This is a genomic window from Paenisporosarcina sp. P4_D4, assembly GCF_056401835.1.
Genome location: NZ_JBFUIO010000002.1, coordinates 109,716 through 121,974 on the forward strand (window position 1 = coordinate 109,716; position 12,259 = coordinate 121,974).

Annotated in this window: 14 protein-coding genes, 9 tRNA genes and 1 rRNA gene; all 24 read left to right on the forward strand. The window is 40.7% G+C overall.

The genetic code is table 11. The features are described 5' to 3' along the window. Window positions 1-51 precede the first annotated feature (51 nt). Complete coding sequence (locus tag AC1DSL_RS01700; RefSeq protein WP_477530982.1) at window positions 52-1,062, forward strand: LolA family protein; 1,011 nt, start codon at window positions 52-54, stop codon at window positions 1,060-1,062. A 41-nt stretch (window positions 1,063-1,103) separates the two neighbouring features. After that, on the forward strand, window positions 1,104-2,213 hold the full coding sequence (gene alr / locus AC1DSL_RS01705) for an alanine racemase (RefSeq protein WP_477530983.1): 1,110 nt from the start codon (window positions 1,104-1,106) through the stop codon (window positions 2,211-2,213). Between the two features lie 130 nt (window positions 2,214-2,343). Beyond that, window positions 2,344-2,625: a hypothetical protein gene (locus AC1DSL_RS01710; RefSeq protein ID WP_036660331.1), complete on the forward strand. Its 282-nt coding sequence runs from the start codon at window positions 2,344-2,346 to the stop codon at window positions 2,623-2,625. A gap of 4 nt (window positions 2,626-2,629) precedes the next feature. Next, window positions 2,630-2,980: a type II toxin-antitoxin system PemK/MazF family toxin gene (locus AC1DSL_RS01715; protein WP_016429759.1), complete on the forward strand. Its 351-nt coding sequence runs from the start codon at window positions 2,630-2,632 to the stop codon at window positions 2,978-2,980. Between the two features lie 142 nt (window positions 2,981-3,122). Further along, window positions 3,123-3,953, forward strand: coding sequence for an RsbT co-antagonist protein RsbRA (locus tag AC1DSL_RS01720; RefSeq protein WP_477530984.1), 831 nt, complete (start codon window positions 3,123-3,125; stop codon window positions 3,951-3,953). Continuing rightward, entirely contained in the window at window positions 3,950-4,312 is a 363-nt protein-coding gene (locus tag AC1DSL_RS01725) for an STAS domain-containing protein (protein WP_016429761.1), read from the forward strand. Before AC1DSL_RS01720 ends, AC1DSL_RS01725 begins: the two co-directional genes overlap by 4 nt. A 2-nt stretch (window positions 4,313-4,314) precedes the next feature. Beyond that, window positions 4,315-4,716 (forward strand): anti-sigma regulatory factor, encoded by a 402-nt coding sequence (locus AC1DSL_RS01730; protein ID WP_016429762.1) that lies wholly within the window; start codon window positions 4,315-4,317, stop codon window positions 4,714-4,716. Window positions 4,717-4,729: 13 nt separating this feature from the next. Further along, window positions 4,730-5,734, forward strand: a complete 1,005-nt coding sequence (locus AC1DSL_RS01735; RefSeq protein WP_477530985.1) for a SpoIIE family protein phosphatase — start codon at window positions 4,730-4,732, stop codon at window positions 5,732-5,734. A 76-nt stretch (window positions 5,735-5,810) separates the two neighbouring features. Continuing rightward, on the forward strand, window positions 5,811-6,140 hold the full coding sequence (locus AC1DSL_RS01740) for an anti-sigma factor antagonist (protein WP_016429764.1): 330 nt from the start codon (window positions 5,811-5,813) through the stop codon (window positions 6,138-6,140). Between the two features lie 2 nt (window positions 6,141-6,142). After that, entirely contained in the window at window positions 6,143-6,613 is a 471-nt protein-coding gene (gene rsbW, locus AC1DSL_RS01745) for an anti-sigma B factor RsbW (protein ID WP_016429765.1), read from the forward strand. Further along, entirely contained in the window at window positions 6,591-7,373 is a 783-nt protein-coding gene (sigB, locus tag AC1DSL_RS01750; RefSeq protein WP_016429766.1) for an RNA polymerase sigma factor SigB, read from the forward strand. Before rsbW ends, sigB begins: the two co-directional genes overlap by 23 nt. Beyond that, complete coding sequence (locus tag AC1DSL_RS01755; RefSeq protein ID WP_477530986.1) at window positions 7,373-7,972, forward strand: PP2C family serine/threonine-protein phosphatase; 600 nt, start codon at window positions 7,373-7,375, stop codon at window positions 7,970-7,972. The genes sigB and AC1DSL_RS01755 overlap by 1 nt, the downstream gene beginning before the upstream one ends. A gap of 217 nt (window positions 7,973-8,189) precedes the next feature. Beyond that, window positions 8,190-10,358 (forward strand): Tex family protein, encoded by a 2,169-nt coding sequence (locus AC1DSL_RS01760; protein ID WP_477530987.1) that lies wholly within the window; start codon window positions 8,190-8,192, stop codon window positions 10,356-10,358. Between the two features lie 60 nt (window positions 10,359-10,418). Next, the gene (locus tag AC1DSL_RS01765; protein WP_477530988.1) at window positions 10,419-10,874 is read left to right on the forward strand and encodes a SprT family protein; all 456 of its coding nucleotides are present in this window, start codon (window positions 10,419-10,421) and stop codon (window positions 10,872-10,874) included. Window positions 10,875-10,963: 89 nt separating this feature from the next. Beyond that, window positions 10,964-11,038, forward strand: a tRNA-Asn gene (locus AC1DSL_RS01770). Window positions 11,039-11,042: 4 nt separating this feature from the next. After that, window positions 11,043-11,117 (forward strand) — tRNA-Glu (locus tag AC1DSL_RS01775). Between the two features lie 262 nt (window positions 11,118-11,379). Then, window positions 11,380-11,456 (forward strand) — tRNA-Met (locus AC1DSL_RS01780). A gap of 3 nt (window positions 11,457-11,459) precedes the next feature. Further along, window positions 11,460-11,535 (forward strand) — tRNA-Asp (locus AC1DSL_RS01785). 8 nt (window positions 11,536-11,543) lie between these two features. Continuing rightward, window positions 11,544-11,618, forward strand: a tRNA-Gln gene (locus AC1DSL_RS01790). A gap of 19 nt (window positions 11,619-11,637) precedes the next feature. Beyond that, window positions 11,638-11,710: transfer RNA gene (locus tag AC1DSL_RS01795), tRNA-Lys, on the forward strand. 62 nt (window positions 11,711-11,772) lie between these two features. Further along, window positions 11,773-11,858: transfer RNA gene (locus tag AC1DSL_RS01800), tRNA-Leu, on the forward strand. Between the two features lie 9 nt (window positions 11,859-11,867). Beyond that, window positions 11,868-11,944 (forward strand) — tRNA-Arg (locus tag AC1DSL_RS01805). Between the two features lie 26 nt (window positions 11,945-11,970). Beyond that, window positions 11,971-12,044: transfer RNA gene (locus AC1DSL_RS01810), tRNA-Gly, on the forward strand. 156 nt (window positions 12,045-12,200) lie between these two features. After that, a 16S ribosomal RNA gene (locus AC1DSL_RS01815) occupies window positions 12,201-12,259 on the forward strand; the annotation flags it as partial.

The window sequence follows — 12,259 nt, forward strand, 5'->3', positions numbered from 1 at the left end:
TCCCTCTTTCATAAGATGTTTTAACGGATCGATATGAGAAAGGGTGGATTTATGCGTAGCCGTTTATTTGCAGGGTTAGTTGTACTGTTAATGCTTTTGTTAACAGCATGTGGGGCAGAGTCAAAAGAAGATGTGTTGAAGAAGTTGAGTAGTAAATGGGTTGACACGAAAGGGTATGAGTTAGAAGCACAGATGCAAATCAGTACAGGTTCTGAACCACGTCTTTACGATGTCAGTGTGTGGCACACAAAACCAGAATTTTACCGAGTGAAAGTTAGCCAAGCGGAAGAAGATGTTTCACAAACGATTGTTCGAAATAAAGAAGGCGTATTTGTGATTACCCCTACATTAGGTAAGACTTACAAATTCCAGAGTGATTGGCCGGAAAAAAATAGCCAAGCCTATTTAATCGGGTCTTTAGCACAAGATATTAAAGCGGATAAAGCGTCAAAAATGACAGAAAACAAAAATTCGTATATCTTTGAAACAAAAACTAGAAACAGTCATCAAAAAATGTTGCCGACACAACAAATCCATATCAGTAAGAAAACATTACTTCCGACAAAAGTATCTATCTTAAATGATCAAAAACAAGAACAAATCTTGATTACTTTTGATAAGATTACATTAGGAACTTCAAGAAGTGCTGCCGATTACAAAGCGGAGATGCCTTCTGAAGAAAAAACAGAGAATGAAACTGCAAGTAAAGATGCTGAGGTACCAGTATTCAAAACGCATTACCCTTCTTTACAGTGGGAAGGCGTAGATAAGCTGGAGGAAAAAGTGATTAAAAATGATACACAAGAACGAGTAATCATGACGTATGGTGGTAAAAAAGAGTTTACGCTCATTCAATCTCCAATTACGAAAAAATCTGTTGACTTAGTACCTGTTTTTGCTGCTGGCGACCCTGCCGATCTTGGATTTGCAATCGGGGCCATCACAGATCAATCAATCACTTGGGAACAGAACGGCATTCAATTCTTCTTAGCATCAGATTCGATGTCTCGTGAAGAAATGATAACAGTGGCTTCATCGATGACTGCAGATGATTTAAAATAAAACAATTATTATAACTATCGTACTTTAAATGAGGTATAACCATGCAACCAGCTAATTTTTATCGACCAACATTCGCACAAATTGATTTGAATGCAATAAAAATGAATATACTTAATCTGAAGAAACATATTGGTCCATCTAGTGATGTGATCGCGGTAGTAAAAGCAAATGCTTATGGACATGGTGATTATGAAGTTTCGACTGCTGCAATAGAAGCGGGGGCAAGCATGCTTGCCGTTGCCACACCAGATGAAGCGATTCGATTGCGGGAAAGTGGCATCGAATCGCCCATTCTTGTGTTAGGTGCATCTCCCCCATCCTTTGCAAATGCTGCCAGCCAGCACGATATTATGCTTACCGTTTTTCAAAATGATTGGTTTCTTCACATTCCGTCCTTACCCAAAAAGCTGAAAATACATATTAAAATTGACACTGGCATGGGTAGGTTAGGTGTAACTACGGAATCAGAATTAAGCACGCTTATTCAAACTATCAATCATCGACAAGATGTCGTGATTGATGGCGTCTTTACTCATTATGCGACGGCTGATGATAAAGATATGGACCAATTTACACGTCAGCTAGAAAAGTTCAAAACGTTTTTGCATTGCTTTCCTGAAAAACCACGATGTATTCATACTGCGAACAGTGCAGCTGCATTGATGCACAAAGAATCACTATTTGACGCAGTACGGTTTGGGATCTCGATGTACGGAATATCACCATCAGCACATGTTGATAATGGACTTCCTTTTCCATTGGAAAAAGCAATGAGTTTGCATACAGAAGTTGTGCATGTCAAAAAAGTGACTAAAGGTTCTACAATCAGTTATGGTGCTACTTACACTGCCGATGAGGAAGAGTGGATAGCCACACTTCCAATCGGTTATGCGGATGGTATGCTCCGGGGGTTGAGTGGACAAGAAGTATTGATTCAAGGAAAACGCTTGCCGGTCATCGGAAGAATTTGTATGGACCAGTGTATGGTTCATCTGGATGGACATGTTCCGGTTGGCGAACCAGTTGTGTTAATTGGAAGACAAGGAAATGAACTAGTAACCATTGAAGAGTGGGCACAGAAACTGCAAACAATATCGTACGAAATTCCTTGTGTACTGACGAATAGGGTGCCAAGGACATATCCGCAATAGTGTTCGACATAAACCGACTAAACTAAAAATATTGTCAGATATTTTCCTTCTTTGTCTTCTCATACCAAGTTTTGAATGGTAAGATAGAAAAGTATTGAAAAGAGGGACGGGTTTGTCGGAGGTGTTGACTGTGAATGAAAAGAGAGAAACAAAGGAAGTTATCGTAAAACTCCCACGAAAATTTGTGAACGATCTTGATAGACAGAAAGAGCAACAACTGGCTGAGCCAGGAGAGTTTGTTTATATTTCGACAAAAAAAGTGATTAAACATGTTCAACCCAATCTTATACGAGAAGCGATGATCAAGGGCTACGTGGAAATGTCCCATATCAACTTGTCAATTGCAAGCGAGTGTCTGCATTTGGAATACGAAGCGGAGCATACGGTGGAGCGTCTCGTAAGCGGAGGATGAAATCTTGAACGTAAAACGTGGTGACGTTTTTTTTGCTGACTTATCACCAGTAGTCGGGTCTGAACAAGGTGGAACAAGGCCCGTTCTGGTGATACAAAACGATATCGGGAATCGTTTCAGCCCTACAGTCATCATTGCGGCTATCACTGCGCAAATTCAAAAAGCAAAATTACCAACACATGTAGAAATCAATGCTAAAAAGTATGGGTTTGAACGGGATTCTGTTATTTTGCTTGAACAATTGCGTACGATTGATAAATCGCGGCTGACGGATAAAATTACCCAGCTGGATGATGTACTGATGGAAGAAGTAGATGAGGCGCTTGAAATTAGTCTCGGCCTCGTAAAGTTTTAATCATACATAATAAAGGACATCGTGCGCAGATTTTGTGTACGATGTTTTTTTGGTCCAATTTAAAACACGTGTGTAGTTGGCAATTTTCAGATACAATAGCAGGAACATATGAATTTGATTCGAGGAGGCTTCACCAAACTATATGAATAAACAGATGGCAACATTCATTCAAGATAATATAGATGAAATACTTGTCAGATGGCAGGAATTAATGAAAGACGATTCAGAGGAACGTTTCTTTCAAATAATGTCGCAAGATGTCATCGACAAAACAAGTCGTGAATTTGCAGAGTTAATGATTTCCAACCTATTTGAAGGTGAGAAAAACTATGTGAATCGCCTGAACGAATTTACTAGCAAAGTTGTTCGATTTGGCTGGTCAATCAGCTTTGTAATGAAAGCAATCACTCATTTTTCACAAGTTGTATACGATATGTTGGAACAAAATGAAACCATCACAGAGAGCAATATGAAGGAATATGTTTTGGTTTTCGCTAATTGGATTACACCTATGCGTGATGGCATTGTAGAAACGTATGCTAAAACATGGGAACGTACTGTGCAATTGCAAAAAATTGCGTTACAGGAACTTTCAGCATCATTGATCCCGGTTTTTGACAAAATCTCAGTTATGCCACTTGTCGGCACAATCGACACAGAGCGTGCAAAACTGATAATGGAAAACTTGTTGGACGGTGTCGTAAAACATCGTGCTGAAGTCGTGTTGCTGGATATTACGGGCGTACCAGTTGTGGATACAATGGTTGCACATCATATCATTCAGGCAGCAGACGCAGTTCGTTTAGTTGGGGCGAAGTGTATGTTGGTCGGAATTCGTCCTGAAATTGCACAAACAATCGTCACTTTAGGAATTAATTTGAAAGATTTCACTACTACAAGCACTTTGCAACGTGGTGTTGAACAAGCATTGGCGTGGACAAACCGCAAAATCGTGGAGGTGGAAGAGGAATGAACTTACGTATTCCAATTTTGAAATTAAAAGACTGTCTGATTGTTTCAATTCAATGGGAGCTTGATGATCAAACTGCATTACAATTCCAAGAAGATTTACTTACCAAGATGCATGAAACAAGTGCGCGTGGAGTAGTTATCGATTTAACACCAATCGACTTTATAGACTCTTTTATCGCTAAAGTTCTAGGAGATGTCATCAGTATGTCTGGATTAATGGGTGCCAAAGTGGTTATTACAGGAATTCAGCCCGCGGTAGCAATTACACTTATCGAATTGGGAATTCGTTTAGATGATGTGATGACAGCATTAGACTTAGAGAATGGTCTTGAAAAACTCCAACGAGAATTGGAGGCCTAAGTATGGGGTATCGGTCTTCTGTAGAAATTTTAACTGAGTGGGACATTGTTGCTGCTAGACAACTTGGTCGTAACGAAGCAAAAGAAGTGGGCTTCGGCACGGTTGATCAGGCACGTATCACAACAGCAATCAGTGAACTGGCTCGTAATATTTACTTATATGCGGGAAAAGGTAAAATCGAAATTGAACGTATATCAGAAGGCGGATCATTTGGCATTATTATTATTGCATCAGACGAAGGACCGGGAATTCCCGATGTTCGTAAAGTGATGGAGGATGGCTTCTCTACTTCTGGTGGATTAGGTGCTGGTATGCCTGGAGTAAAACGTTTAATGGATGATTTTAAAATAGACACAGTTTTAGGTGAAGGAACCGTAATAAAAGCGACGAAGTGGATTCGTTAGGGGGTTAGATTAAATGCCTCAAGAAATTGAAAGGCAATATAAGGAAATACTCCGACAATATGTCATGCGTCAAACAGAGCAGAATTTATATGCAGGTCAAAACTTCAGCCGTCAACTTATACAAAAAAACATAGCTCCCGAAGAGGTAATTAGCATACATAAGGCAGCACTAGAAGAAATGTTTCCGGAGTTGCCAATGAATGTTTGGAATTCATTTGATTTGCTAATCGAAATGATGATCCGTTATGGGCTTGCTCATGCAGAACATCAGAGCTTGTTGGAACAGCAGGAAGAAATGAAGGTTGAAATGGACTTAGCTGCCAATGTTCAACGAACTTTATTGAAAACAACTGTTCCGAAAGTTTCTGGTTTGGAGATTGGTCTTGTTTCTGTGCCGGCTCGTAAAATGAATGGGGATTATATTTATTTTCTCAGCGACGATTTGAATAATGCTGGCGTTGCAGTTGCTGATGTCATCGGTAAAGGAATTCCTGCTGCACTATGCATGTCCATGATCAAATATGGGATGGACAGTTTACAGGATGCAACTTCCGATCCAAAAAAAGTATTGGATGTTATCAATCGCATTGTTGAGAAAAGTGTCAATGACGATATGTTCATCTCCATGTTTTACGGTCGCTATAATGTTGAACAATCAACCTTTACATACGCCTCGGCAGGTCACGAGCCTGCCCTTTTTTACGATGCTCAAAAAGAAGAGTTCTCTGAACTTCATGCAAAAGGTCTTTTGCTGGGTGTTGTACCGAATGTCACTTATACACAGCACGATGTCAAAATGGAATGTGGCGACTTTGTTGCGATGATGACGGATGGTGTGACGGAGTGCAGAACGGATGAAGGTTTCATTGAACAGGAAATCATTGCGTCTTTGATTTATTCATTACGACACGAATCTGCTCAAACAATTGTAGATACCGTGTTTAAAGAACTGGAAAAAATGCAAAATTTTGAGCTTCGTGATGACTTTACACTCGTTATTTTCAAAAAAACATGTTAAAAGGTTTCAAAAAGATATCGAAGTGGTATTAAGTAATTATCAATTAAGTTACAGTGGATGGACGGGGTGTCAATAGATGAATATTCAAGTCGTGATAAAAGAAGAAGAGAATTTCGTTAAAGGTTTTATTAGCGGAGAAATCGATGCATTTACAGCACCGATACTTCGTGAAAAATTAGCTACTGTACAGCCTAATGATGGCTTGCAAGCAGAATTAGACATGTCGGATGTATCATATATGGATAGTACTGGATTGGGTGTTATTGTCGCGTTTTTCAAGAATATTAATGCCATTAACGGCCATGTTAAGTTAACGGGATTATCGCCTCGTCTAAAGAGATTATTTGATATAACTGGTCTTGGTGAAATTATGGATATTGAGACAGACGATAAAGGTGGAAACTGATCATGAGACCATTTGATTATGTAGAGATTCGAGTGCCTGCAAAACCCCAATACGTGGGTGTTGCCCGTTTAACTATATCCGGATTGGCCAGTCGAATTGGCTTTACATACGATGATATCGAAGATTTAAAAATCGCTTCTTCAGAAGCAATCACTAATGCCGTGCAACATGCTTACACTGGAGTTGATGAAGGTGAAGTTGTTGTCGGATGTGCACTCTATCCAGACAAAATTGAAATCATGGTATCAGACCATGGTAAAAGCTTTAACTTTGAAGAAACAAAAGCCAAAGTTGGACCTTATCACGAACAACAAGAAGTACAGTTTTTACGTGAAGGTGGACTTGGTTTGTATTTAATTGAGACATTAATGGATGAAGTGAAAGTCCACCACCAAGAGGGCGTAACAGTCTTTATGACAAAGTATGTCGGAGAAGAGCAGGTGGAAGAGAATGTCGAAACTATCTCCTCCTAATCATCAAACTAAAGAACAAATTCTCGAGTGGATTAAAGCGTATCAAGAGTCTGAAGATGCAGAAGCTCAAACCAACCTGGTGATAAATTATCAACGACTGGTTGAGTCCATTGCACGGAAATATTCAAATGGGAAATCATATCACGAAGATATTGTACAAGTTGGCATGTTAGGTTTACTTGGTGCTATCCGTCGATACGACCCTGAGTTTGGCAGAACGTTTGAAGCCTTTGCAGTTCCAACAATAATTGGCGAGATTAAACGTTTTCTGCGTGATAAGACATGGGCAGTACATGTTCCACGTCGCATTAAAGAGCTCGGACCACGAATAAAATCTGCTGTTGAAACGTTAACCACAGAACTTCAACGTTCACCAAAAATCGTTGAAATCGCTGAATATCTCGAAGTAGATGAAGATGATGTATTAGAAGCAATGGAAATGGGTAAAAGCTACCAAGCTCTTTCGATGGACCATTCTCTTGAATCTGATTCGGATGGAAGTAGCATTACTTTATTTGACGTTATTGGCCAGCAAGATGATGGTTATGAAAAAACAGATCAGCGTATGTTAGTAGCAAATGCACTCAGTGTTCTTTCTGAACGGGAGAAACAAGTCATCCAATTTACATATATTGATCAGTTAAGCCAGAAAGAAGCCGGTGACAAACTCGGTATTTCCCAAATGCATGTTTCCCGATTACAACGAAAAGCTATTAAAAAGTTACAAGATGCAATTCTTGCAGCTGGTGGAGTGTCGTAATGAACTCGATACGACATCCTTTTTTAGAGGTATTCGTCTATCAGGAAGCAAAAGAGGGAAACAATGAATCGGGAGATACGTATTTCACGTATATGAATGAGGAGTATTTTTTATGTGCTATTGCTGATGGCTTAGGCAATGGACCAATTGCGAGACAATCATCTGAAATCATTCCGATGATTTTGGCCGAATACCATCATGAAACAATTGATGAATTATTGCTGAGATGCAACAAATTAATGTTCCAAAAACGTGGCGCTGCTGTAGCGATTACCAAAGTCAACTTTTCTGCTAAGACCATTGCATATAGCTGTGTAGGAAACATCAAGTTTTATATGACTAGAAGAGATGACGATAAAATGATTTACCCACTACCAGTAATGGGTTATTTATCGGGAAGACCTCAAAAGCTTCGAACTCAAATTTATTCCTATAAACCGGGTGATTTGTTCCTTTTTCATTCCGATGGTGTCGTCTTAGGAAACCCTAAGAGCACGATGAGAAGTAGTACAGGAGCCTATGATTTGCACCAAACATTAATACAAACAATTAAACATGGTGACGATGCAACATTTATCGCCGGTAGCCTGCTCCAATAAAATGGAGCGGGTTTTTTTGTGTCTTAAATTGGTTTGGATTTCGTTTCATCCAAGATTAGCTATGTCTAGCTCCACGCGTCACTTAGTGCTCTGAAAGGCGAAGCATTCTCTGCATCTGCTAAGAGCCTATTCATTTCCTTGTGTCAGGCAAGAGAGGCGCTTTACGCTTTTCTTATGTTAAAATAAATGGATGTAAAGCGAAAGGATGATATGTCACATGGACGCTAAACAAATGATGCAACGAATAGCTAAAGAAACAAATGTACGCCCAGCACAAGCCCGGCAAGTTATCGATTTACTGGAAGAAGGTAATACGGTTCCTTTTATTGCACGCTACCGAAAAGAAGCGACAGGCTCACTGGATGAAGTACAAATTAAAGCGGTTGAAGATCGTTACCGTTACATACAGCAACTAGAGCAAAGAAAAGAAGAAGTGCTTCGCTTGATCGATGAGCAAGGGAAATTAACTGAAGAATTAACCCAAGCCATTCAGGCAGCCTCTGTATTACAAAGACTCGAAGATTTGTACCGACCATATAAGCAAAAACGCAGAACAAAAGCGACAATAGCAAAAGAAAAAGGATTAGAACCTTTAGCTTCGTTAATATTAAAATTTTCCCAAACACAGCCGGTAGAGCTAGCAAAAGACTTTATCAATGAAGAAAAAGAAGTGATGAACGCTGACGAAGCATTGCAAGGTGCGCGTGATATTTTAGCAGAACAATTTGCGGATGACGCGAAAATACGAGAGAAAATCCGAAACTTAACTCGTGCAGAAGGGTCAATTGTATCCACTGTGAAAAAACAAGAGGCCGACGAGAAAAGCGTATTCGAAATGTATTATGATTACACGGAGCCAGTAAAGAAAATTGTGCCCCATCGAGTTCTTGCATTAAACCGTGGTGAAAAAGAAGATATTTTGAAGATCAATTTGCTTACACCAGTGGATAGAATCATTAGTGTTATGCGCGATGAGTGGATTCCAACGCACAGTTCCTCGCCAAGCATCAGTCAAGTAGCTGAAGCGATTGAGGATTCTTATAAACGCCTGATTGCTCCATCAGTCGAGCGGGAAATTCGCACGGAGCTAACAGAAAAAGGGGAAACACAAGCCATTCATATCTTCTCTGAAAACTTGCGAAACCTTTTATTACAGCCGCCATTGAAAGGTAAAGTCGTTCTTGGGGTAGATCCGGCCTATCGTACAGGTTGTAAATTAGCTGTCGTGGATGATACCGGGAAGCTTCAGGAAGTATCCGTCATTTATCCACATCCACCAAAAGCAGATCCGACAACGTCCAAAAAAACCATTTTGGATGTATTGAAGCGATACCCTGTTTCAATCGTTGCCATAGGTAACGGAACAGCCTCTCGTGAAACGGAGCAATTCGTCGCGGAATGTTTGAAAGAAGCAGATCGTGAAATTGCTTATGTCATTGTAAACGAAGCTGGTGCCAGTGTTTATTCGGCTTCAGACACTGCTCGTGCGGAATTTCCTCATCTTCAGGTAGAACAACGCAGTGCAGTATCGATTGCTCGAAGACTACAGGATCCGCTATCAGAATTAGTCAAAATTGAACCTAAAGCAGTAGGGGTTGGACAATACCAACACGACGTCTCGCAGAAAAAACTAAATGAATCATTAACATTTATAGTAGAAACTGCCGTTAACCAAGTGGGTGTTAACATTAACACAGCCTCTGCATCGTTATTACAATATGTTTCGGGTCTCTCCAAAACCGTAGCTGAAAATGTCATCATCATGCGAGATGAAAATGGCAAGTTCACTTCACGCGCACAACTGAAGAAAATTCCGCGTCTCGGCGCCAAAACATACGAGCAAGCTATTGGGTTCTTACGTATTCCTGAAGCAAAAAACCCGTTTGATGCGACTGGTATCCATCCGGAAAGTTATCAAAGTGCTGAAGAAGTACTGAAAACAGCAGGGTTGAAGAAAGCACAAATCGGCACGAAAGAAGCTGAACTCGCTCTTAATGAGATAGATTTGAAAGAGTTGAGTGAGCGATTAGATATTGGGGAAATTACGTTGAAAGATATCGTGGATACCTTAAAAAAACCGACACGTGATCCACGTGATCAATTCCCTCAACCATTGCTGAAGACGGATGTTCTTCAAATGGAAGACTTGGCAAGTGGAATGGAATTGCAAGGAACAGTTCGCAACGTTGTTGATTTTGGCGCTTTTGTAGACATCGGTGTAAAACAAGATGGCCTTGTCCACATTTCCAAACTAAAAAAAGGCTTCGTCAAACATCCACTAGACGTTGTTGCTCTTGGTGATATTGTGACAGTATGGGTGGAACAAGTCGAAAAAACAAAAGGACGCATTTCACTTACAATGCTTCCGCCAGTAAAACAAAACTAAAAGGAGCCTGCCTATCATGAATAGGTAGGCAGGCTCTAATGTATTCAAAGGATGGGTGGCATGACGAACGAAGAACTACATCAACTGGTAGTGAGCATCTCTGAAAACGTGTTTCATAAGCCTTTTAAACATGAAGCTTATTTCAATAGCCGTCTTAAAACAACAGGTGGCCGATATATGCTGCAATCACATCACATTCAAATCAATCCAAAATCATTCGAATTATATGGTCTAGATGAACTTGAAGGAATCATTCGCCACGAATTGTGCCATTATCATTTACATATAGAAGGAAAAGGCTATAAACATCGCGATAAAGATTTTAAAGATTTATTAAAAGTGACTAAATCCCCGAGATTTTGTGCAAACTTAGTGTCGGTAAAAAGAAAGAAAAGAGTAGCCCAACATGTCTATGGATGTATCTCTTGTGGTTCGCTATATAGACGGAAAATTCGTTTAAATACCAACAAATACCGCTGTGGCAAGTGTTCTGGGCGATTATTAAAAGTGGAATAATATTTCTTTAGAGAAAATGGCCAAAAGTGGTTGACGAGGAAGAAGTACCTCACTATAATAAGAAAAGTCGGTTAGTTACATAACATTATTCCGAAGTAGCTCAGTGGTAGAGCACCGCACTGTTAATGCGATGGTCGTAGGTTCGAGTCCTACCTTCGGAGCCAATATGGCCCCTTGGTCAAGCGGTTAAGACACCGCCCTTTCACGGCGGTAACACGGGTTCGAATCCCGTAGGGGTCACCAATCAACTTATAAACAAACTATGTTATACTCTACATAACGATTTCGAGAAAAAGATGTACAAGCATTCACGCTAAGTAATCTCTTCTATAAAGAAGTCGCGAGGGTCGTACAACTCACATTCCGAATTACTTCTAAAGTAATCGCGAGGGTGGCGCAAATCGCCAAACGAAGATGGCGATTAACATCGAAGCAGGCGAAAGCCGATGCAGATGTCAAACTCACCATAAGCGTTGAGTCATAGTGTTTATAACAATCATATTATCGCGGGGTGGAGCAGCACGGTAGCTCGTTGGGCTCATAACCCAAAGGTCGCAGGTTCAAATCCTGCCCCCGCAACCAAATGGTCCCGTGGTGTAGCGGTTAACATGCCTGCCTGTCACGCAGGAGATCGCGGGTTCGATTCCCGTCGGGACCGCCATTTTTTATTGGGGTATAGCCAAGCGGTAAGGCAACGGATTTTGATTCCGTCACGCCCTGGTTCGAATCCAGGTACCCCAGCCAAATGTTTTTCTAAGTTTGCGAGCCATTAGCTCAGTTGGTAGAGCATCTGACTTTTAATCAGAGGGTCGTAGGTTCGAATCCTACATGGCTCATAATTTTGTTGTTGACTTCTTGAATTAACGTGGTATACTAAGTATTGTCGTTAAAACATCAAGCGGTCGTGGCGGAATGGCAGACGCGCTAGGTTGAGGGCCTAGTGGGAGAAATCCCGTGGAAGTTCGACTCTTCTCGGCCGCACCAAAAATACTAGCGCCCGTAGCTCAATTGGATAGAGCGTCTGACTACGGATCAGAAGGTTGTGGGTTCGACTCCTGCCGGGCGCGCCAAAATACCTTCTATATAATATAATAACGCGGGTGTAGTTTAGTGGTAAAACCTCAGCCTTCCAAGCTGATGATGAGAGTTCGATTCTCTTCACCCGCTCCATATAATTACCTAATGAACCTTGAAAACTGAACAGCAAAACGTCAACAATAAAGCGGAACACACTTCGGTGTGGGAAGCAAAACTTGAACTTAATTGTTCATTTTAAAACGTCATTAATTTGACGCCAGCAACAAAGTCGAGCTAATCGACTCACCTATTATGGAGAGTTTGATCCTGGCTCAGGACGAACGCTGGCGGCGTGCCTAATACATGCA